Source organism: Streptococcus oralis, from assembly GCF_019334565.1.
Taxonomy (GTDB): domain Bacteria; phylum Bacillota; class Bacilli; order Lactobacillales; family Streptococcaceae; genus Streptococcus; species Streptococcus oralis_CR.
On record NZ_CP079724.1, the window covers coordinates 946,444 to 969,031 of the forward strand.

Annotated in this window: 17 protein-coding genes; 8 read left to right on the forward strand and 9 right to left on the reverse strand. The window is 41.5% G+C overall.

The genetic code is table 11. The annotated features are described in order from the left end of the window. Positions 1 to 7 precede the first annotated feature (7 nt). The 6 genes from KX728_RS04695 to lplA all read left to right on the forward strand — a co-directional run bounded on the left by KX728_RS04695 (position 8) and on the right by lplA (position 7,699). Positions 8 to 1,348, forward strand: coding sequence for an MATE family efflux transporter (locus KX728_RS04695; RefSeq protein WP_084921863.1), 1,341 nt, complete (start codon positions 8 to 10; stop codon positions 1,346 to 1,348). Between the two features lie 178 nt (positions 1,349 to 1,526). After that, positions 1,527 to 2,495, forward strand: a complete 969-nt coding sequence (locus KX728_RS04700) for a thiamine pyrophosphate-dependent dehydrogenase E1 component subunit alpha (protein WP_000105349.1) — start codon at positions 1,527 to 1,529, stop codon at positions 2,493 to 2,495. A gap of 16 nt (positions 2,496 to 2,511) precedes the next feature. Continuing rightward, on the forward strand, positions 2,512 to 3,504 hold the full coding sequence (locus KX728_RS04705; protein ID WP_033681771.1) for an alpha-ketoacid dehydrogenase subunit beta: 993 nt from the start codon (positions 2,512 to 2,514) through the stop codon (positions 3,502 to 3,504). Positions 3,505 to 3,721: 217 nt separating this feature from the next. Continuing rightward, positions 3,722 to 4,765 (forward strand): dihydrolipoamide acetyltransferase, encoded by a 1,044-nt coding sequence (locus KX728_RS04710; protein ID WP_215804685.1) that lies wholly within the window; start codon positions 3,722 to 3,724, stop codon positions 4,763 to 4,765. 45 nt (positions 4,766 to 4,810) lie between these two features. Beyond that, entirely contained in the window at positions 4,811 to 6,514 is a 1,704-nt protein-coding gene (gene lpdA / locus KX728_RS04715; protein ID WP_252344771.1) for a dihydrolipoyl dehydrogenase, read from the forward strand. Positions 6,515 to 6,709: 195 nt separating this feature from the next. Further along, positions 6,710 to 7,699 carry a lipoate--protein ligase gene (lplA, locus tag KX728_RS04720; RefSeq protein ID WP_033629757.1) on the forward strand — a complete coding sequence of 330 codons (990 nt, stop codon included), beginning with the start codon at positions 6,710 to 6,712 and terminating at the stop codon, positions 7,697 to 7,699. 72 nt (positions 7,700 to 7,771) lie between these two features. Here lplA and xerS read toward each other — a convergent pair whose 3' ends face one another. The 6 genes from xerS to ylqF form a co-directional block, all read right to left on the reverse strand. Continuing rightward, the gene (xerS, locus tag KX728_RS04725) at positions 7,772 to 8,842 is read right to left on the reverse strand and encodes a tyrosine recombinase XerS (RefSeq protein WP_215804684.1); all 1,071 of its coding nucleotides are present in this window, start codon (positions 8,840 to 8,842) and stop codon (positions 7,772 to 7,774) included. Positions 8,843 to 9,020: 178 nt separating this feature from the next. Continuing rightward, a complete protein-coding gene (locus KX728_RS04730; RefSeq protein WP_084921865.1) occupies positions 9,021 to 9,458 on the reverse strand; it encodes a MepB family protein in 438 nt (145 codons plus the stop codon). A gap of 65 nt (positions 9,459 to 9,523) precedes the next feature. Next, the gene (locus KX728_RS04735) at positions 9,524 to 10,264 is read right to left on the reverse strand and encodes a CPBP family intramembrane glutamic endopeptidase (RefSeq protein WP_215804683.1); all 741 of its coding nucleotides are present in this window, start codon (positions 10,262 to 10,264) and stop codon (positions 9,524 to 9,526) included. A 52-nt stretch (positions 10,265 to 10,316) separates the two neighbouring features. Further along, on the reverse strand, positions 10,317 to 11,867 hold the full coding sequence (locus KX728_RS04740; protein ID WP_084883148.1) for a ClC family H(+)/Cl(-) exchange transporter: 1,551 nt from the start codon (positions 11,865 to 11,867) through the stop codon (positions 10,317 to 10,319). A gap of 12 nt (positions 11,868 to 11,879) precedes the next feature. Beyond that, the gene (gene rnhB, locus KX728_RS04745; protein ID WP_219108683.1) at positions 11,880 to 12,659 is read right to left on the reverse strand and encodes a ribonuclease HII; all 780 of its coding nucleotides are present in this window, start codon (positions 12,657 to 12,659) and stop codon (positions 11,880 to 11,882) included. Continuing rightward, positions 12,646 to 13,497 (reverse strand): ribosome biogenesis GTPase YlqF, encoded by an 852-nt coding sequence (ylqF, locus tag KX728_RS04750; protein WP_000201310.1) that lies wholly within the window; start codon positions 13,495 to 13,497, stop codon positions 12,646 to 12,648. The genes rnhB and ylqF overlap by 14 nt, the downstream gene beginning before the upstream one ends. 215 nt (positions 13,498 to 13,712) lie before the next feature. On the opposite strand from ylqF, the gene mazE reads away from it, so the two are divergent. Both mazE and KX728_RS04760 read left to right on the forward strand, forming a co-directional pair. Next, on the forward strand, positions 13,713 to 13,928 hold the full coding sequence (gene mazE, locus KX728_RS04755) for a type II toxin-antitoxin system PemI/MazE family antitoxin (protein WP_001098942.1): 216 nt from the start codon (positions 13,713 to 13,715) through the stop codon (positions 13,926 to 13,928). Then, positions 13,912 to 14,268 carry a type II toxin-antitoxin system PemK/MazF family toxin gene (locus KX728_RS04760; protein ID WP_061427366.1) on the forward strand — a complete coding sequence of 119 codons (357 nt, stop codon included), beginning with the start codon at positions 13,912 to 13,914 and terminating at the stop codon, positions 14,266 to 14,268. Before mazE ends, KX728_RS04760 begins: the two co-directional genes overlap by 17 nt. A gap of 33 nt (positions 14,269 to 14,301) precedes the next feature. On the opposite strand, the gene KX728_RS04765 is transcribed toward KX728_RS04760, so the two are convergent. From KX728_RS04765 to rexB, 3 genes are all read right to left on the reverse strand, one after another. Then, a complete protein-coding gene (locus KX728_RS04765; RefSeq protein ID WP_215804681.1) occupies positions 14,302 to 15,480 on the reverse strand; it encodes a hypothetical protein in 1,179 nt (392 codons plus the stop codon). Between the two features lie 169 nt (positions 15,481 to 15,649). Beyond that, the gene (gene addA / locus KX728_RS04770) at positions 15,650 to 19,303 is read right to left on the reverse strand and encodes a helicase-exonuclease AddAB subunit AddA (protein ID WP_215804680.1); all 3,654 of its coding nucleotides are present in this window, start codon (positions 19,301 to 19,303) and stop codon (positions 15,650 to 15,652) included. Further along, positions 19,300 to 22,575 carry an ATP-dependent nuclease subunit B gene (gene rexB, locus KX728_RS04775; RefSeq protein ID WP_215804679.1) on the reverse strand — a complete coding sequence of 1,092 codons (3,276 nt, stop codon included), beginning with the start codon at positions 22,573 to 22,575 and terminating at the stop codon, positions 19,300 to 19,302. The genes addA and rexB overlap by 4 nt, the downstream gene beginning before the upstream one ends. Positions 22,576 to 22,588 lie beyond the last annotated feature (13 nt).

A 22,588-nucleotide genomic window follows, 5' to 3' on the forward strand; every position in this document is an offset into this window, starting at 1 on the left:
AGCGTATATGTATCCAACCCATCAATTTAAAGACAAGTTTGTCTTATTTCTTAAGATATTTTTCCCTATCCTGATTTATCAGTTTGCCAATTATTCTGCCTCATTTGTTGATACAACCATGACTGGGCAGTACAATACCATGGACTTGGCAGGAGTATCAACTGCAACGAGTCTATGGAATCCTTTCTTTACTTTTTTAACAGGGATTGTTTCGGCCATGGTTCCCATCATAGGCCATCATCTGGGACGGGGCAAAAAGGAAGAAGTAGCATCTGATTTTTACCAATTTATCTACTTGGCTTTCGGACTGTCTTTGGTCTTGCTTGGCATGGTAGTATTCTTAGCGCCACCTGTCTTAAACAACATCGGACTAGAAGCTCAAGTGGCGGCAGTTGCAGTTTCCTATCTTTGGTACCTGTCTATCGGGATTATTCCCTTGTTGCTTTTTAGTGTCATTCGGTCATTGTTAGATTCTCTTGGTTTGACCAAACTATCGATGTATCTGATGCTCCTATTACTTCCGCTCAATAGTGGTTTTAACTATCTCTTGATATATGGAGCATTCGGTTTTCCTGAGCTTGGTGGTGCAGGAGCAGGGCTAGGAACTTCGCTAGCCTATTGGGTTTTATTGGGCATTTCCCTGCTTGTTTTGTTCAAACAAAAAAGATTAAAAGCGTTACATCTTGAAAAACGGATTCCACTCAATATAGATAAAATCAAGGAAGGTGTTCGGCTAGGTCTACCAATCGGGGGAACCGTCTTTGCTGAAGTAGCTATCTTTTCTGTGGTTGGCTTGATCATGGCTAAGTTTTCATCGCTCATCATCGCAAGTCACCAGTCAGCTATGAACTTTTCGAGTCTCATGTACGCTTTTCCCATGAGTATTTCCTCTGCTATGGCGATTGTTGTGTCTTACGAGGTTGGGGCTAAACGTTATGAGGATGCAAAAACCTATGCTCGTCTGGGGAGAGTAACCGCCCTTATTTTTGCAGGTCTTACCCTGTCTTTTCTCTACATTTTTAGAGATCGTGTTGCAAATCTATATGGAAATGACCCTCAGTTCATTGAAACAACTGCTGTATTTCTAACCTACAGTCTCTTTTTTCAGTTAGCTGATACCTTTGCGGCTCCGCTCCAAGGAATTTTAAGAGGGTATAAGGACACTATCGTTCCTTTCTATCTTGGCCTAATCGGATATTGGGGAGTAGCGATACCTCTAGGATATCTACTAGATCAGGTAACTGACTTAGGGGCATTTGCCTACTGGATTGGGTTGATTGCCAGCTTGATTGTTTCTGGTTGTTTGTATCAATGGCGTTTGAAAACAGTAATGAAAAGATTGAGCTAATTTTAAGAAATTATCCCGAAAAACAACTTTGTGAAAAAATGCTCTAACTAGAGAGAATCCCTGTTTTAACAGGGGTTTATTTTTTTAAATTGTGAAATTTTATTAGCCATATACTTTGACAGTGTATACTAAAAAAGGTAAAATAGTAAGGTAAGTACAAAGTTAGAAAGGCAAGATTATGTCAACTTTAGATAAGAATCTTTTGCTAGAGATGTTCCGTAAGATGGAAGAAATCCGTCGCATGGACTTAAAAATTGCTCAGTTAGTGAAAAAGGGGAAAGTTCCCGGTATGACTCACTTTTCTGTCGGAGAGGAAGCTGCTAACGTTGGAGCGATGCTGGCTCTTAATCCAGATGATCTGATTACCTCAAATCACCGTGGACACGGGCAAGCTATTGCTAAGGGGATTGACCTCAACGGAATGATGGCTGAAATCCTTGGTAAGTACACCGGTACTTGTAAAGGAAAAGGTGGTTCCATGCATATCGCTGACCTTGATGCTGGTAACCTCGGTGCCAATGGTATCGTAGGTGGTGGTATGGGTATCGCTGTCGGTGCAGCCCTCAGTCAACAAATGCAACATACTGGGAAAATCGTTGTTTGTTTCTTTGGAGATGGGGCGACCAACGAAGGTGTTTTCCACGAAGCAGTGAACATGGCTTCTATTTGGAAACTTCCTGTTATTTTCTACTGCATTAACAACGGTTATGGGATTTCTGCGGATATCAAGAAAATGACCAATGTGGAGCATATCCATCAACGTAGTGCGGCATATGGAATTCCTGGAATGTTTATCGAAGATGGGAACAACGTCATCGATGTCTATGAAGGATTTAAGAAAGCTGTAGATCATGTTCGTGGTGGCAATGGCCCAGTCTTGATCGAAAGTGTAACCTATCGCTGGCTTGGTCACTCATCATCTGATCCTGGTAAATATCGTACGCGCGAAGAAGTGGAATTGTGGAAACAAAAAGACCCAATCGAAAACCTTCGCAAATACCTCATTGAAAACAATATTGCAAGTGCAGAAGAATTGGAAGAAATTCAAGCACAAGTCAAGGAAGCAGTAGAAGCTTCTGTTAAATTTGCAGAGGAAAGCCCATTCCCACCACTAGAATCAGCATTTGAAGATATTTACGCAGACTAAGGAGAAAGAGATAAAAATGGAAACAAAAACAATGTCCTTCCGTGACACCATTATCCTTGCTATGTCTGAGGAAATGCGTCGCGATGAAAATGTATTCTTGATGGGAGAAGACGTCGGTGTCTTCGGAGGAGACTTCGGAACTTCTGTCGGAATGCTCGAAGAATTTGGTCCAGAACGTATCCGTGACTGTCCGATTTCTGAAGCTGCCATCTCTGGAGCAGCAGCAGGAGCAGCCATGACAGGACTTCGTCCAATCGTCGATATGACCTTCATGGACTTCTCGGTTATTGCCATGGACAATATCGTCAACCAAGCTGCTAAAACACGTTATATGTTTGGTGGGAAAGGTCAGGTTCCAATGACTGTACGTTGTGCAGCTGGTAACGGAGTTGGTTCTGCAGCTCAGCACTCTCAGTCTCTAGAGTCTTGGTTTACACACATCCCAGGTCTTAAGGTTGTAGCTCCAGGTACACCTGCTGACATGAAAGGACTTCTCAAGTCTTCTATCCGTGATAACAACCCTGTTATCATCCTTGAATACAAGTCAGAATTTAACCAAAAAGGGGAAGTGCCAGTTGATCCAGACTATACAATCCCACTTGGGGTTGGGGAAATCAAACGCGAAGGAACAGATGTAACAGTCGTTACTTATGGTAAAATGCTTCGCCGTGTGGTTCAAGCTGCTGAAGAATTAGCAGAAGAGGGAATTTCAGTTGAAATTGTGGACCCACGTACCCTCGTTCCACTTGATAAGGATATCATCATTAACTCAGTGAAGAAGACTGGTAAGGTCGTTCTGGTCAACGACGCCCACAAAACAAGTGGCTATATCGGAGAGATTTCAGCTATTATTTCAGAATCAGAAGCATTTGATTATCTAGATGCGCCAATCCGCCGTTGCGCCGGAGAAGATGTGCCAATGCCTTACGCGCAAAACCTTGAAAATGCAATGATTCCAACAGTTGAAAGCATCAAAGATGCCATCCGTAAGACATATAACAAAGAATAATACATAATATAAGTTATGTAAATAAAATAAAAAAGACGAGAAACTTTGTATCTTTTAGGTGCAGAACTCTTTTCGTCCTTGATATTATAGATTAGAGCACGGGCTAAAAGCTCGGAAAAAAGATAAATCTCCTTGACTTCATCGAAGTCTGCGTTGATTTCCTATTTTTCGGTCGCTTTTAAACGCCCTTTGCATCATAAATAGAATTGGAGAGGTCATGGCTGATGACAAGCTAAGAGCGACTCCTGCGGCTAGAAAGTTAGCGGATGATCTAGGGATCAACCTCTACGACGTTTCTGGCTCAGGTGCAAACGGTCGTGTCCACAAAGAAGACGTGGAAACTTATAAAGACACAAATGTGGTTCGCATTTCGCCACTTGCAAAACGAATTGCCCTCGAACATAACATTGCTTGGCAGGAAATCCAAGGAACAGGTCATCGTGGTAAAATCATGAAGAAGGATGTTTTGGCCTTGCTTCCTGAAAATATCGAAAACGACACCATCAAGTCTCCTGCTCAGATTGAAAAAGTGGAAGAAGTTCCAGATAATATCACTCCTTATGGTGAGATTGAGCGTATTCCAATGACACCAATGCGTAAGGTTATCGCGCAACGTATGGTTGAATCTTACCTAACTGCGCCAACTTTCACACTTAACTATGAAGTTGATATGACTGAAATGCTGGCTCTTCGTAAGAAGGTTCTTGAGCCAATTATGGAAGCAACTGGTAAGAAGACTACTGTAACAGACCTTCTTTCACTCGCTGTTGTAAAAACATTGATGAAACACCCTTACATCAACGCTTCATTGACAGAAGACGGCAAGACCATTATCACTCATAACTATGTCAACCTTGCGATGGCGGTTGGTATGGATAATGGATTGATGACACCTGTTGTCTATAATGCTGAAAAAATGAGCTTGTCAGAGTTGGTCGTAGCCTTTAAGGATGTGATTGGTCGTACCTTGGACGGTAAATTGGCTCCAAGCGAACTGCAAAATTCAACCTTCACAATCAGTAACTTGGGAATGTTTGGCGTTCAGTCCTTCGGTCCGATTATTAACCAACCAAACTCAGCTATCATCGGGGTTAGCTCAACAGTTGAGAAACCTGTAGTTGTCAATGGTGAGATTGTTATTCGTCCTATCATGAGCCTGGGGTTAACTATTGACCACCGTGTCGTAGATGGTATGGCTGGTGCTAAGTTTATGAAAGACTTGAAAGCCTTAATTGAGAACCCAATCTCAATGTTGGTTTAAAAATACAGTATTTATTTTTAGAGATATAGATAAAGGAAGTAAGACATGGCCTTAGAAGTAATTATGCCAAAAGCCGGCGTGGATATGACAGAAGGACAAATCGTCCAATGGAATAAGAAAGTCGGAGAATTTGTAAAAGAAGGAGAAATCCTTTTGGAAATCATGACTGACAAAGTCAGCATGGAATTGGAAGCCGAAGAAGATGGATACTTGATTGCCATCCTCAAAGGAGATGGTGAAACTGTTCCAGTAACTGAAGTTATCGGTTACCTTGGAGAAGAAGGGGAAAACATCCCAACAGCTGGAGCAGCTGCGCCAGAATCAAAACCTGCACCTGCAGCTAGTGCCTCAAACGACGATGGTAAAAGCGATGATGCCTTTGATATCGTTGTGATTGGTGGAGGTCCTGCTGGTTATGTTGCAGCCATTAAAGCTGCCCAACTCGGTGGGAAGGTTGCCCTTGTTGAGAAATCTGAACTCGGTGGAACGTGTTTGAACCGTGGCTGTATCCCAACGAAGACCTACCTTCACAATGCTGAAATCATCGAAAATATCGGTCATGCAGCAAACCGAGGTATCGTCATCGAAAATCCAAACTTCACTGTAGATATGGATAAACTTTTAGAGACAAAATCTAAGGTTGTCAATACTTTGGTTGGTGGCGTTGCGGGTCTTCTTCGCAGCTACGGAGTTACAGTTCATAAGGGTGTTGGTACTATCACTAAAGATAAGAATGTCTTGGTAGATGGTTCTGAATTGCTTGAAACCAAGAAAATCATCCTTGCTGGTGGTTCAAAAGTCAGCAAGATTAACGTCCCTGGTATGGAATCTCCACTTGTGATGACCAGCGATGATATTCTTGAAATGAACGAAGTTCCAGAAAGCCTCGTAATCATCGGTGGTGGGGTTGTCGGTATCGAACTCGGCCAAGCATTCATGACATTTGGTTCAAAAGTAACTGTCATCGAAATGATGGACCGTATCGTTCCAGCTATGGATGCTGAAGTTTCTAAGAACCTTCGTTTGATCCTTGAGCGCAAAGGTATGACCATCTTAACTGACACTAAGCTCCAAGAAATCATCGAGGAAAATGGTCAACTTCGTATCAAGGTTGAAGGAAAAGATGATATCATCGCAAGTAAAGCTCTTCTTTCAATCGGTCGTGTGCCAGACCTTGAAGGTATTGGCGATGTTGAGTTTGAATTGGATCGTGGTCGCATCAAGGTTAACGAATATATGGAAACTTCTGTTCCTGGAATCTACGCACCTGGTGACATCAACGGTACGAAGATGTTGGCGCACGCAGCCTTCCGCATGGGTGAAGTTGCCGCTGAAAATGCCCTCAAAGGAAATCATGCTGTTGCCAAATTGAACTTGACTCCTGCAGCCATCTATACTCTTCCTGAAGTAGCAGCAGTAGGTCTAACTGAAGAACAAGCACGTGAGAAATACGATGTAGCCATCGGTAAATTCAACTTTGCAGCTAACGGCCGTGCTATTGCATCAGATGCTGCTCAAGGTTTCGTAAAAGTTATCGCTGATAAGAAATACGGGGAAATCCTTGGTGTGCACATCATTGGTCCTGCAGCCGCAGAATTGATCAACGAGGCATCAAGTATCATCGAAATGGAAATCACTGTTGAAGAAATGCTGAAGACTATCCACGGACACCCAACCTACTCTGAAGTGATGTACGAAGCGTTTGCGGATGTTCTAGGAATGGCCATCCATTCACCTAAGAAAAAATAAATAAGTTTTTCAACTAAATTTTCTTAAAGTAGTACGGACGGCAGCGACCTCTATTAGAGTTCCATGCCTAAAAATTGAGCCTCTTGTCTCAATTTTTCCGAGAAATGTAACGATAACACGTTACATTTCTTTTTACCACTTTAGAAAATTTGATTGCTATGAACAGAATTTAAAAACTAAATTTTTGGAAATACTATGAAATATATTATCAATCATTCAAACGACACTGCTTTTAATATCGCCTTGGAAGAATACGCCTTTAAACACCTTTTGGATGAGGATCAAATCTTCCTTCTTTGGATTAACAAACCTTCTATCATTGTTGGTCGTCACCAGAATACTATCGAAGAAATCAACCGTGATTATGTTCGCGAAAATGGTATTGAGGTAGTCCGCCGTATCAGTGGTGGTGGAGCTGTTTATCACGATTTAAACAACCTCAACTACACCATCATTTCAAAAGAAGATGAAAACAAGGCCTTTGACTTCAAGAGCTTCTCAACTCCAGTTATCAATACCTTGGCTCAACTCGGTGTTAAAGCTGAATTTACAGGGCGTAATGACCTTGAGATTGATGGCAAAAAATTCTGTGGTAATGCCCAAGCTTATATCAATGGACGTATTATGCACCATGGTTGCTTGCTCTTTAACGTTGATTTATCAGTCCTTGCTAACGCCCTCAAGGTTTCAAAAGACAAATTTGAATCAAAAGGTGTGAAATCCGTTCGTGCCCGTGTAACCAATATTGTCAATGAATTACCAGAAAAAATTACAGTTGAAGAATTCCGAGATTTGCTATTGGAATACATGAAAAAAGAGTACCCAGAAATGACAGAATACGTTTTTTCTGAGGAAGAATTGGCGGAAATCAACCGCATCAAGGAGACCAAGTTCGGTACTTGGGACTGGAACTACGGTAAATCACCTGAATTTAACGTCCGTCGTGGAACAAAATTCACTAGTGGTAAGGTTGAAGTTTTTGCCAACGTCATTGAATCAAAAATCCAAGATATCAAGATCTATGGTGACTTCTTTGGTATCGAAGATGTTGCTGCAGTAGAAGATGTCCTCCGTGGAGTGAAATACGAACGCGAAGATGTTCTTAAGGCCTTAGAAACTATTGATATTACACGCTACTTTGCTGGTATCAGCCGTGAAGAAATCGCTGAAGCAGTAGTAGAATAAATCAAAAAGAAGTTGCTTGTTTTAGCAGCTTCTTTTTATGAGTGATATTTTACATAAATAATTTTATGTATTTTATAAGCTATCCAAAGCATTCTTTTGTTCATCATTGACAATATGGGTATAGAGGTCAGTGACTTGTGTACTAGCATGCCCTAGCTGGTGGCTGACCAAAACTTGCGATTTAGTAGCATCATAGAGCCTGGTTGCTAAGGTATGGCGGAGTTTGTGGGGAGTTACACGGACTTTGAAGTCCTCAGAGTACTTAGCAACCATCTTTTCAACACTAGAAGCATCAATACGATTAGGAACACCTCGATAGAGTGTCAAAAAGAGAGCTGTATCCGTCTTTTCTGTCTTATAGCGTTGATTTCGAATGGCGAGATAATTCTCTATATAAGGCTTGGCAAAGGCAGCGACATTAACCGAGTCACGTTTCCCCCCCTTACGTGTGACATCAATAACCATCATTTTGAGATTAAGGTCTCTTAGATCCAAATTAACAGCTTCAGATAAGCGGACACCAGACGCCAAGAGAAGGGCAATAATGGCTAAATCACGTTCTTTATTTTTATTGAATGATGAGAGAGCGCGATTTGAGAGTTGTTGAGGGTACTCTTGGTCGATATAAGTTAGAAAACCTTCTGTTTCATCACCTAAAAAGAGTTTTTGCTTGATGTTTTCAGCTCTTGCAGCAAGGGTTTCTTTCTTTTTCTTAGTTGAAACTTTCTTCATTACATTACGATAGAAATAGGGTTCTCCTTGGTCATTTTCAACCTCCTCAGTTAGATATTTGTAAAGGCTAGAAAGTGCTGATAAGGTTCGATTGATGGTTGTCTGTGAAACGCCTTGTTTGGTTGTATTAGCATTCAGCAAAGGTCGTTCTCGTAGATAAAGGATAAAGGATTCCATATCTTTCTTTGACATGTTTTCCAAGACCGATAAAGGAATATCAGCCATTTTATCAGCATTTGAAATCCCAGACTCTAAAACCCAGCTGAAAAATCGGTCATATTCCTTGAGGTATTCGTACAAGGTTGTAAAACTGTAGGGCACAGCAAGCTTAGATTGGTAGTATTCCAGAACATACCAGGGCATGATTTGTTTTAGTTTGTCGATTCGTTCCAGTAAAATCTCACGTTTCATGTATTTTCTCCATAAATTAATCTACTAGTAGTATAGCATAGACTTATATATTTTTCAAGAAAATTATAGTTTTTCGGAAAGATACTATAAGTGTTTGATGGATTCTAGAAAAAACAAAGACCTGGTTCCACAATCATAAGAAACAGGTCTTTTGTGTGTATGTAATCCGGCAATATGTTTATATTTTAATTTCTCTAAAATATTGCAATTGCCATTTTTGTGTTGCTCGAGCTGTTGTATTTAAATTTGAGCACCAAGGAGGATAAAATCGCATAGACATTTTTCCATTGCTATCTTTTGTCGACAGAATGTTTTTACGAATAGCCACCTCGTTTGGAATAACGAATAGTCCCCTCTTATCATTATCAATGATAACGATTATAAGTTCATTTCCTAAGTCCTCATTGGTATAAGGAATGTTCTTGTTGTTTTGGTCTTTTTTCCAAAAAACTGTAAAATATCCTTCTTTTTTTGGTGTTCTTTTTGCCAAGCGGCATCTTTTATACCCTTGCTCTTCCTTTATCTTGATAAGAATACCTTCGTATTTTTCATTGTATTTTTCTTCAATGAAATCAAAATCACCATAAAAATTATATAAAACATCAAGTATTTTCATTATGATGTATGTCCTCCTTAGCAAATAACTTTTCCAAAGAATAATACTGTTTCCAACAAAATCAGCTACCGACTATGCACATCTTTTTTATGTACTACCATATAGCAGGATACCAAGATGATGAAGATTCTAATCAGGTAGGTTTCGTATCGATCAGTGTCTATGGTTAGCTGAGACAAGACGTTAATGATAGAATGTGTCATAACGCAAATCCAGAGATTTTTTGTTTTGATATAAAGAGCTGAGAGTATGAAAGAATTCGTCAGCAATCCAAATAAAAACGGTAGAGTTTGCAGAGTTGCTAGGGAGCCATCTATGTAAAAGAACAACAGATGCCAAATCGCCCAGCTGAAAAAGGTTAGGATTGTTGAGTAAAAATATGGCAACTTCTCTTGTAAAATTTGTTGAAAGACATATCGCCATCCAATCTCTTCTATACCACCAAAGACAATAAATTTGAAGAATATCAAAAATGGGAGATACCAGCTAAATTCTATCATTTTCCCACCAAACATTAGAAAAGAAAAATCAAGGATAATTAGGGAAAAAGATAATAAATAGTGTTTATAACTGGTATGAATGTTCAAAAAATCGTTAACGATCTTCTTAAAAGGAATATGAAAAAAGTGATTTGCAACAATGATTCCCCAAAGTGCTGAAGAAATGCCACCTAGAAAGATTCCTAAAATAGATAATAGATTGGACTGAACAGAAAAATGATTCAAGAGAAAGAAAAGGAGACAAACTGATACTATTTGTCTAAATGTGCCTAGCAAATATACCGCAATTGCCTTATTTCTTTTCATTGAGAATCCTTTCAATAATATTTTACGTAAAATAAATTATGTAAACAAAAGCTTACAACAACAAATCTTTGACTTTTCCAATTTCACTTTTTGGAATCACCAGGTGAATCATATCACCCAGATACATTCTAGTTGAGCCGTTAACGGTTTGGCTTTTGCCATTATGGACTTGGGTGGTGATGAGTACGTTATGTGGCAAGTTGAGCTCGTGAACCTGTTTTCCAGCGATTTTGTCAGACACAGGGATTTCTATGAGGGTGACTTCTCCTTCGTCTGTTGCTTCTTCTGGTAGCATTTTTTCGAGCATGGCCTCATAGACTGGTGCTCCCTTGAGCAGATCCATGACGATGTAGGCGACTAAGGTCACTAAGCCCAGTGGCATGAGGTTGCGAATATCCCCAACCATCTCAGTTACGAGGATCATGGCAGTTAAGGGAGCCTTGGAAATTGCCCCAAAGTAGCCACTCATTCCCAGAATGACAAATATAGGGAATTGTTCCTGACTGACAAGCCCAAGATTGACACAAATGACACCAACTAGGGCACCGAGTAAGGAACCAAGCGCCAAAATGGGTAGGAAAATTCCTCCTGGGAGGCCACTCCCATAACTAATCATGCTCCAAATAAAGCGGATCAAAAAGTAAGCTAATAGGACTTGGAAACTAAAATTTTGCTCAGTTAGGGAAAGAACAAGCTGATTTCCACCCCCAAGGATTTGTGGCAAGAAAATCCCGACTGGTATGATAAGGATAAAGGCTAGGATTGGATAATAAGCTTTATCCAAATGAATTTTTTGACCAATCCAGTCATAAATTCGACCAACATTGAGTACAGCTTTCTCATAGAGAAAACCAGAAAGCCCGAGAAAAACTCCCATAAGGAGATAAATCCAATACTGGTCTAGGGTCATGAGAGGAATGTTGTCTGGCATATCCAGTACGGGTGTTAGGCCAAATATGAGTAGTGAGACAAAGTTTGCTACGAGACTGGCTGCTAGAGTTGAGACCCAGAAAAAGCGGGAAAAATGGTGATAGACTTCTTCTACAACAAAGAGGAGACCTGCAATTGGTGCATTAAAGGCAGCTGCTAATCCTGCAGCAGCTCCACTGGCAATCAGGGAACGTTCCTCTACTGGGCTAGATTTGAGCCACTTGGCAATACCTTTACCACCAACTGCTCCAAGTTGAATACTTGGCCCTTCTCGACCTAGCATGAGCCCACTGGCAATAGCAAGAATTCCTAATACATATTTCTTCCAGAGAACACTCCACCAGTTAAGAGTCATGAGTCCCTTTAGTTCGGCTTCGACTTGAGGAATTCCTGAACCCTTGATATCTTTTTCTGACCGAGTTAGTTTCGCACTAAGCCAGCAAACTATTAAATAAAATAGACCAATGATAAAAAGATTGCGCACTAGGTGCGCTGGTTCTTGATAGAGTCCTTGTATCAGGTGGAAGCCCTTTTCGATTAAGAAACGAAAGGATCCGACGATTAGCCCGACGACGAGACCAACAATGACTCCTCGCCCAACTTGGGATAATATGGTGCTTGAGGCAAAGGCAAATTCTTTCTTGGAACTGAGTGTTTCTGACTGTTCCTCCATAATCATTTCCTCTTACTTGTCTTTCTTAGTTGAAACCAGTGTTTTGACTGGTTCAAAACTGGTTCGGTGAATTGGGGTGACACCTAATTTTTCCAGTCCTTCTAGGTGTTTAGCTGTTCCATAGCCTGCATTAGCTGTGAAATCATAGCCAGGATATTGGTTGTTATATTCCTTCATCAATTCATCCCGTGTCACCTTGGCCACTATAGATGCAGCTGCGATTGAGAGGGAGTTGGCATCTCCTTTGATGATTGCTGTTTGGGAAATCGACAAATCCAGTTTCATGGCATCTATCAAGAGGTGATCAGGTTGCGGACTGAGCTGGGAGATTGCTTCTTTCATGGCTAGTTTGGTTGCTTCATAGATATTGACTTGGTCAATGACTTGATTATCCATGATTCCAATGCCGATTGCTAAGGCTTGGTCTTGAACAGCATGATAAATTTCCAGATGTTTCTTTTTGGGGATTTTTTTACTATCGTTGAGGCCGTTAATCTTACAATTTTTAGGTAAAATAACAGCTGCAGCGACTACGGGTCCAGCCAGAGGACCACGGCCGACCTCATCAACACCTGCAATTAAGGCCACTCCTTGCTTGTAAAGTTCTTTTTCATAGGAAAGCATGGATTCCAAACGAAGGTCCTCATCCAGTTCAGCCTGTATGGCTTTTTTACGCTTGTTAATTTCTTTTTGAACTCCAGAGCGACTATCCTTTTCCAGTTCAAGAAAAAGGGGATTGTCTAATTCTTTGACAGTGGCAAGAAGTTCTTTAATTTCTTTAATCGTCGTCATCGATGTCGTCCAATGTATCTAAGGTGTAGTTACCGAGTTTTCCATCACGGACTTCCTTGACGAAGAGGCTGTAAAAGCGGTCGTAGTCGTCTCGGAAACCAAGGGCACGGGTCATATCCATGATGATAACAGGTGCTTCTTCTTCTATCTTCATTTGTTTGAAGCGTTCAGCTAGCTTTTCTGGATAATGTTTTTTGAAATAATTGAGACCAAAAATGGTCACTTCATCCATAGGAAGCAACTGGTCTTTAATGGCTCCTGTCAGGGCTAGTTTCAAAGCGACGGTTTCGTCTTCAAATTTAGGCCATAGAATACCTGGCGTGTCTAAAATTTCAAGGTCTTTATTGGTTTTGAGCCACTGTTGTCCTTTGGTAACACCTGGTTTATTGCCGACAACCGCAATCTTTTTCCCAGCCAAACGGTTCATGAGAGTTGACTTGCCGGCATTTGGAATTCCGATAATCATAGTCCGCAAGGTTTCGATCTTAATACCGCGTTCTTTCTGGCGTGCAATCTTATCAGCCATGAGCTTTTTAGCAGCATCAGTAACAACTTTTACAGTCACTTGCTCTTTGGAATTGATAGCCAGAGTTTGGATTCCCTGTGATTCAAAATACTGACGCCATTCTTTGGTCATTGCTGGGTCTGCTAGGTCAGCTTTGTTCAAAATCAAGAGTTTAGGTTTATCACCCACAATCTTGGTTAACATAGGATTTTGACTAGATAAAGGTAGCCGAGCATCCACCAAAATCGTTACAAAATCAACAAATTTTAGATTCTCCTGAACTTGCCGCCGAGCCTTAGACATGTGACCCGGAAACCATTGAATAGTAGCCATAATATTTTCCCCTTCCGACTAAAAAAAACGTAGTAAAAACGTTTTCTTTCTTACTACCTATTCTATCATAAATGAGGAACTTTTGCACAGGCTTTGACCACAATAAATGACAAATAGTATTGGTGCGAAACATCCTTGATGCCGGTCAGGATTTACTTGACTTTTTTTGCCAACAGGTATATACTTGGTGTATACTATTTCGTGGAGGTAGAGCGATGAATACAGTAAAGACTCGGAAGGTAGGGAATTCTCTCACTGTGACCATTCCTAAAAATTTAGGTATGACAGAAGGTCAAGAAATGGTTGTCTACAAAGGGATTGACGGAGTCATTGTCTTAGCTCCAAAACTGAAAGATCCTTTTGATGGGATTACTGATTTGAGAATGACAAATGATTTTGAAGGGGTAAGATCACTTGATAGCGAAATCTGACTATATTCCTGAAAAGCAGGATATCATTTGGCTGGACTTTGATCCATCAGTCGGTCGGGAGATTCAGAAAAGGCGACCTGCCTTGGTAGTTTCTAGGAGAGAATATGCCTTGCAAACTGGATTTGTGGCTGTCTGTCCTATCACTCATGGCCAACATCGTTTGGCAGAAAAAGGCTTGCTCGTTCCTGTCTCATCGGACAAGGTAGATGGTGCTGTCAATCCATTTCAACTGTATACCTTTGATTTTCGGATGCGTAATGCTCAAAAAATAACAAGAATGGACACGCAGTGTTTTCAGAAAGTTGTCCAACTTTACCAGTACATCTTTGGAGATACTTAAATCCTACCATGCATAGACAAGGTAGGATTTTTTCTATATGAGTAACCTATTTAAGAACGGGTGAAGGCAATTGAGAAGAATTCCTCTAATCCAGTTTTCTTGTGCAGATGATAGATGTTCTGCCTGAAGGCATTCTTTTAGAAAATCGCGGACTTGTTCTGGTGCAATTTCAAACTCAAAGGCTTTCATCTTGTAGAAAAAATCGATGAGATGCTCAGATAAGTATTCATCTGAAAAGGCTACTTCTCCACTTTTTCGAAATTCTAATAAGAGTCGAGAAAATCTAGCTTTTTCATCAGGTAAATCCCGAAAATAGGAATTAAGAAGCCAAGTCTGCTTCTGCTTTCGTTCAATAGGATCTTGATTTGCAATCCGCTGATCCTTTTCCAGCTCTTTCTGATTTTGTTTAGCCTTGATAGCCCGTTCTTCTCTATTCTTACCAAAGAGGATTTTCTCCCACTTTCGTTCTTCTTGGGTGAGAGTTTCTGTAAAGCCAAAGTAATCTTGATAGGCTCGTTCTGCCGGTCCCATGGCAAGAATGAGATTGTCAGCGTATTGCTTGGCGATTTTATCTCTTTTCTTGCGTTCTTTCTCTGCTTGAATCCGTAGATGCTGCTCGTAGTCGATTTTCTCCTTGCCTAGTTTGACAAGGTAGAGTTGGTCATCGGTCTTACCAAGTAGAAATGGTTTGATATATTTTTCAAGGACTTCTTCCATACGAGCCTTCTTCTTTGGATCTGCCTTGGTCCAACTTCCGCCTTGAAAGACCTCTAGGAAGAGCTGATAGTCTCTCTCAGGCGCGAATTGATTGCCACGATTGGCTTTGAAAACACCTTTCTCCCAAAACCATTTTAGAAGTCGTTCGTCAAAATCGCTTTTATTAACCTTGATTTTTTCCTTTTTCTGAGCCTTTCTAGTTAGGTTTTCAACTTTTCTGAGTAGTTTTTCTTCCTCTTCTAGTTGCTGATCGAGGCTAATACGATGAAAATGGCGAACACAGTCGCTTCCTATAGGGAAGAGACGTTGGCCTGTAACTCCGTTAAAGAGTTCGTAGGCGTATTTTATGGCGTTCCCACAAACACAATTACTACGGCCAATGCCATTAAAAATCAAGGAAACTTCATTCCATTCCTTGGTAGCTTGATCCCAAGTATCGGCTTTTGAAGCCTGTAAAACCGCATCGTGCAGGGATTTTCTAACTGGAAGTGTCACGAGGTCTCCTTTCTAATACTCAATGAAAATCAAAGAGCAAACTAGGAAGCTAGCCGTAGGTTGCTCAAAACACAGTTTTGAGGTTGTGGATAGAACTGACGAAGTCAGTAACCATATCTACGGCAAGGTGAAGCTGACGTGGTTTGAAGAGATTTTCGAAGAGTATAAATTATACTTTTACAACTTGAACCTCATCTTTACCGAGCAAAATCAAGTATTTTTCAATGTTTTCAATCGAATAGGCTCGTGATAAAGCCTCTCCGTATAGGGCTAACTGACCACGATAGCGGTCTATGAGTTGACTTGGTTGATCGTAACGGTCTGTCTTATAGTCGAAAAGAATAATTCTGTCCTCATAAAGTAGATAGCCGTCCAAGATCCCACGAACAACAAAATCTTCCTGACTCTTTTGATCTTTTTTGAGCATAGAGAAAGGTTGCTCGCGATAAAGATGGTCTGTATTAGCAAGAATCTCCTGACCAAGTGGTGTGTCAAAGAAAGCAAGGATTTTAGAAAGATTAATCTTGTCTCTCACAGCTGGACTAGTCTGAACTTGTTTGAGAGTTTCTGTCAGGCTAGCAAGTGTTGGTTGCTGACTAAGGTCAATTCTCTGCATGAGTTCGTGAGTGGCACTACCAATCTCAGCTCCAGTTACTTTTTCTTTAGTTGAAAAATCGGGTAAATCAAAGCTGATTGGCTTCTCTGTTGATTGAGTTTGGTTAGTAATTTCTACCCCTTCCATATCCATAACGGGTTCGTAGAATTTCTTGATTTGGCTTGGGGTTTGAACGCTAGGAAGCTCAATGGCTGCACGGTGAAGAGTATTATAAACTTCCACCTCTTTCAGCACTTCCAAAGCTTCTTTGATGGTTTCTGACTGGCGGTTGTCTGCTTGAGAGCTATCTTGTAGAGGACTCTTGTTTTCCAATTGACCAATAGCTTCTCTGGTCAGCTGGTCTTCACCAATAAAACGATAGCTAAAGTTGAGATCTTCCTTGGCAAATACTTTGCTGATAGCCCAGATCCAATCTTGGAAATTTCTTGCTTGCAGTCTGGTATTGCTATCTAATTTTCCGCTCTCAGCTGATGGATATTCCTTTGCTTCTAGCTTTTCACGAGAACCCTTGCCGACAAGATAGAGCTTTTTCTCAGCTCTCGTCATGGCAACATACAGCAGACGCATCTGCTCTGAATAGCTAGCCAGTTGCAGTTCTTTCTCATTCTGCGTATAAGTTAAGCTAGGAATAGAGAGTTTAATGGTTTTAGGATAGTGTGCTTCCACTGCTCCTGTTTCCACCTTGGCAATGTATTTGACACCAAGCCCATTTTGACGACTGAGAATGACGTCTGACGTCGAGTCTTGTTTGTTGAAGTCCTGATCCATGTTGAGGATAAAGACATAAGGAAACTCTAGTCCTTTACTCTTGTGAATGGTCATAAGTTCTACAGCATCTTTTGGCGGTGCGACGGCTACGCTTGCGAGATCGTGCTGGGCTTCTAGGACTTGGTCAATCATACGGATAAAACGCGACAAGCCCTTGAAATTGCTCTTTTCAAACTGGTCAGCTCGTAGAGCTAGGGCATAGAGATTAGCCTGTCTAGCAGGTCCGTTCGGCAAAGCCCCAACATAGTCATAATAAAAACGGTCGTTGTAAATCTTCCAAATCAAGTCATAGAGAGAGTGAGTTTTGGCATACAGGCGCCAAGAATCCAAGATATCCATGAATTGATTTAATTTTTCCGCTAGAGCTGTATGAATTAACTCTTTCTGCCTAGCTGCTTGTTTTTGAGCATTGATCAGTTTCTCAAAAAGATTCTCTTGGACTTTATCTTCTGCTTTCTGGAGGGATAAACGTGCCAACTCGTCCTCATCAAAACCAAACATAGGAGACTTCATAAGGGCTACCAAGGCATAGTCTTGCAGGGGATTGTGAATGACGCGCAGGGTGTCCAGCATGACTTGTACTTCTAGGGATTGGAGGTAGTTGTTTTGCTCACCGTCGGTTTTAACTGGAATTCCGTACTCAGACAGAGCTAGGAGGATCTGGTCATTTCGACTGCGACTGGAAGTCAAAAGGGCTATTTCTTTAAAGGCTACACCTTTCTCTTGATGGAGCTTCAAGATTTCCTTGATGACCAGACGCATTTCTCCAGTGAGTTTCGTTTCTGCTTGGCTCTCTTCCTCCTCTTGCCCACTATCGTCCTTGTCGTATAAGAGAAACTCTGCCTTGTTCTCAGGATTAGGAGTCAGTTTGGTATTGGCAAAAACAAGCTGGTGCATGCTATCGTAGTTGATTTCTCCGACTTCTTGGTCCATAAGGCGTGCAAAAACATCATTGGTTGCTGACAGAACTTCTGAACTACTACGGAAATTTTCCTTGAGGAGAATCAACTTGCCTTCTTGGGGATTTTGCGCATAGCGTTGGAATTTTTCATTGAAGATCTGAGGATCTGCCTGACGGAACCGGTAGATGGACTGCTTGATATCTCCCACCATAAAGCGATTGTGACCATTCGACAGCAATTCCAGCATTCGTTCTTGAATGTGGTTGGTATCCTGATACTCATCGACCATGACTTCATGGAATCGTTCCTGATAAGCCTCGCGGACTTGTGGGAAATTCTCTAAAACCTCAATGGTGTAATGACTGATATCAGCAAATTCAAAGGCATTTTCCTGGCGTTTACGTTCACGATAAGCATTCACAAAATCACTCATAAAGTTTTGGAAGGTTTTAGCTAGATCCCAAGTATCTTCATGATAATGTTCTTGGTAGTCGAGAATCGTTATCTGGTCCGCCAGTTGTCCTAGTTTAGCAAACTGGGCCTTTCTCTCTTCGTTGTAGGCATCAACAAGTGGCTTTAAATCGGCCTTACGACTGGAGTTAGCCAGAGCTCGACCATTTTTCTCCTTAGAGATGACGACAACACGCGTAAGCACTGCTTGATAAGCCTGGCTATCGGACTCCTGATTTAAGGAGCTAATTTCATCCAGAACCAGCTGCACATTTTCTAAATAGGCAGCTTTTGGAAACTCCTTGGCATCGTTATCCAGATGATAACGGAAGAAACTTTCCAAGTCCCAAAGCGCCTGCTTGATTTGCTCAGTTAGTTTGTCTTTTTCATTTGCAAAGTCAGCTTCTTCAAACCCTTTGAGGAAAGACTCGTTCAGCCATTTTTGGGGACTGCTGGTGGATTGAAGGAAATCATAGATTTTGTAGACTTGCTGGCGCAGACCTCGTTCATCCTTGCCACGTCCAGCAAAGTTTTTCACTAATCGACTAAATTTCTCTTTATTTTCACCTTGGTAATGCTCTTCAAAAACCTGATGAAAAACTTCGTTCTTTAAGAGTAACTGTTCACTTTCATTTTGCAAAATACGGAAGTTCGGTGCGATATCAATCAGATAGCCATGTTTGCCAAGGAATTTTTGCGTGAAGGAGTCCATGGTTCCGATGGCAGCGTTTGGTAGATCTGCCAACTGGCGTCCCAAGTGTTGTTTGAGATCGACATCATCGGTTTCTTGTATTTGTTGGCTGATTTTTTTCTCCAAACGTTCCTTGAGTTCTGTAGCAGCCTTGACGGTAAAGGTCGAGATAAAGAGTTGGCTGATTTCCACACCACGTGCTAACTGATCCAGAATACGCTCTGCCATGACAAAGGTCTTCCCTGAACCAGCAGACGCTGAAACAAGGATATTTTGCCCTGCGGTATAAATGGCTTCGATTTGCTCGGCTGTTTTCTTCTGTTCCTTGCTCGAACTTGCTTCTGCTTTTTGCAGTTTTTGAATTTCTTCCTCAGTTAAAAAGGAAATGGGCTTCATCGATTCAACTCCTCTCTTATTTTTTCAAACCAAGCTTGCTTGAGTTTTTCTCCGACCAGACGTTTGCCGTCAGACAACTCTAATTTCTCAAGGAAATGGGCTTGTCCCAAGTGGTAATTTGCTTCAAAACCTGTGATGGCTTGGTGTTGCTGGACGTATGGAGCAATACTTCTGCCGTTTTCTGTATATGGATTGATGGCAAACTGGCCTTCTAAAATCTTCTCAGCTGCCTTCTTGTACAGATGGGCATTATAGTCTAGTAGGAGCTGGAATTCCTCGTCTGTCAGCTGATTGGCCTTGTTTTTGTTATAAAACTCTCCCAAGTGACTGCTTTCTTTCTCTAAAAAGAGTCCCTGGTATTTCATAGACTTGCTGACTTCTGCTACTGCTCCTGCCAGACTTTTAACAGCTAATAAAGATTGGACAGGCTCAGTCATTTCCAAGTACATGGCACCGAAAAAGTTCTGCTCCCCTTCTCTTTTTAGGGCAGCAAGATAGGTAGGCAGTTGGGAATTAAGCCCATTAAAGAAATGAGGAAACTGGAATTGGGTCAAACTAGACTTATAGTCCACCACTCCTAGCGCTCCATCAGCTTTCAGGCGGTCAATACGGTCAACCTTGCCTCGCACATGGACACTGCGACCATTATCCAATTGAATAAAGGCTTGATCTTTACCACCAAATGTTGCCTCCTCTTGAATGGTTTCGATAGCTGGATTATGACGAAGGATGTGGCCCGTAGTTCGCGCGACATCAAGTAGAACTTCCTTGGTAAACTGGGCTTCCAAACTTTCTTGATAAATGGCTTCAAATTCCCGTTCTTGACTAGTTTCTTGAATAGCTTGCTCCAAACGCTGGTCAAATGGATTTTCAGCAGGTAGTTTCAAGGCATGCTCAAAAATGCGGTGCAAGAAATTCCCGTGACTGCGAGCATCTGGACGAAGCCGCAATTCTTCCTGCAAACCTAAGACATAACGGAGGAAATAACTGTATTCATTGCGGTAAAACTCAGTCAAACCAGACGTAGACAGGTAAAACTCTTTGTCAGCGGGATAGAGAGCCTGCAAGGTCTCTTTCTCTAATGGCTTGCTGCTTGGGCTAGTTGGGAGTGCTGGATTTGTAAGACCTTTTTGGTCAAGTTTTTTCCCCATCACACGCGCCAGAACCTTGACAAAGGTCAAATCTTGCTCAGTATTACTTGTCTCGCCCTGCTGATGATAGGCAACCAGACTAGACAAAAGGCTGTGATATGAACCCATATCATCCTTAGACAGACTTTTTTGATGAATCTTCTTCTCTATTCGGCTAAATCCAAAACTCACCAGTTCCTGAAGATAGGCCGATTCCTTGCTCTCATTTTCATTGAGGAGACTTGGAGCTGACAAAATCAACTGATTACGGGCAGCATTGACTAAGGAAAGCATGGTGTAGCGATTTTTCTTGAGGTTTTCACTACTTGCAATCAGTAATTGTGCTCCCTCTTCAGTCGCTTGGTTTAGGCTTTGTCTTTCTTCGTCTGTTAACAGGCTGGTGTTTTGCGCAATTTTTGGTAAATGATCCTGAGTCAGCCCAATGGCATAGACAAAATCAGCCGTTAAGGGCGCAATCAAATCGTAACTCTGCACCAGAACGGTGTCAACAGTTGCTGGAATGGTGCGATACTGGGACAAACTCATTCCAGAATGGAGCAAGGCTAGGAAATCCTCCAGACTAACTTGTGAACCAGCAAAAACCGTCGCAAATTGTTCTAAAACATGACAGAACGCTTTCCAAACTTCGGCTTGTCTTTCCTGTTCAAGAGCTTCCATGGTAGCTGTCAATTCTTGCATCTGCTTGCTTAAAGCAGCATTTTTTAGAAAAGTATTCCACTTTTGCAAGAGATTTTCAGTCTTTTGCTTCCGACTGGCAAATAAGGTTTCAAGTGGTACCAAAACTCGCAGCCGAAGAGAATTTAAACGCTCTAAATCAAATTTTCCATGGTGGGATTTTGTGAAGGTCTGCTGAAAAGCTGGCAAGCCATTGATGCCAAGATAGCGGAGATATTGCTCAAAAGTATCAATATCCGCTTGGCTAAGGTCAGTATACAGACCAGTTCGGAGGAGATTAATCAAATCCTCCTGACGGAAACGGTAGCGTTTCAAACGCAAAATAGATTCGACATACTGGGTTAAGGGATGATGGGCCATGGATTCACTTCTACCAAGATAGAAAGGAATCTGGTACTGCTCAAAAATGGTTTTCAGCGATAACTGGTAAGAAGCCACATCACCCAAGAGAATACGAAAATTCTTGTAACTTAATTCTGGATGGTCATGTAATTTCTGACGAATAGCGCGAGCCACCAGCTCCAACTCCTCTTTTTGCATCAAACAAGACCAAATTTGCAGATTTTCACGGTCTTTCTCATCAACCTCCAATGTTAATTCTGAAAAGTCATAAGAAGACTCCAGCAAACGAGAGGCCTTGTCAAAACTATCCATTTTCTCATGTGTCTGAGAACGATCCTGAGCAGGTGTTTGGTATTTTGCCCCCAAATGATGAAGAAATTCCACACTGGCTTGATAGAGATTTCCTTCAGTAAACGGACTGGTATAAGCTTTCTTGCTTGCATAGGCCCCAATGACAATCTCGGCACCTTTTCGGTGGAGTAGATCCACTACACGCTCTTCCTCGGCAGAAAAACGGGTAAATCCGTCAATGACTAAGGCAAGTTGACTGAAATCACTACTTACCTTGTCATTCTCAATAGCCTCAATCAAATGAGATAACTGACTTCCCTGAGCCAACTGACCTTGATTGAGATAGGCTGTTACTTTCTCAAAAATCAAGAGTAAATCTGCTCGCTTATCCTCATCTGTCAGACTTTCCAAGTCCAAAAAGCTCATCTGAGCAGTCGTCATCTCATGATAAAGTTCAATCAACTGCTGGATAAATTGAGGATCCTGCTTAATTGCACCATAAACACGTAAGTCCTTGGGATCGAGTTCCGCAAGGCACTTATAAAAAGCCATCCCAAGCCCGATGTCATCTAGACTAGTTTTAGTCGGCAAGTCATTTAAAACCAGGTAACGAGCCATTTGAGTGAAACGCGTGACGGTAATCGCAAAAGAAGCCTGCTGGGACAAGCATTCCAGCACGGCGCGTTCCTTTTCAAAAGAAAGAGAGTTGGGGGCAATGTAGAAGACCCGCTTGCCCGCGACAACTAGCTCTTCCGCTTCTCTTGTTAAAATTTCAGTCAAAGAAGACCGTATATCAGTATAAAGTAATTTCATCTCTGCCTCGTTT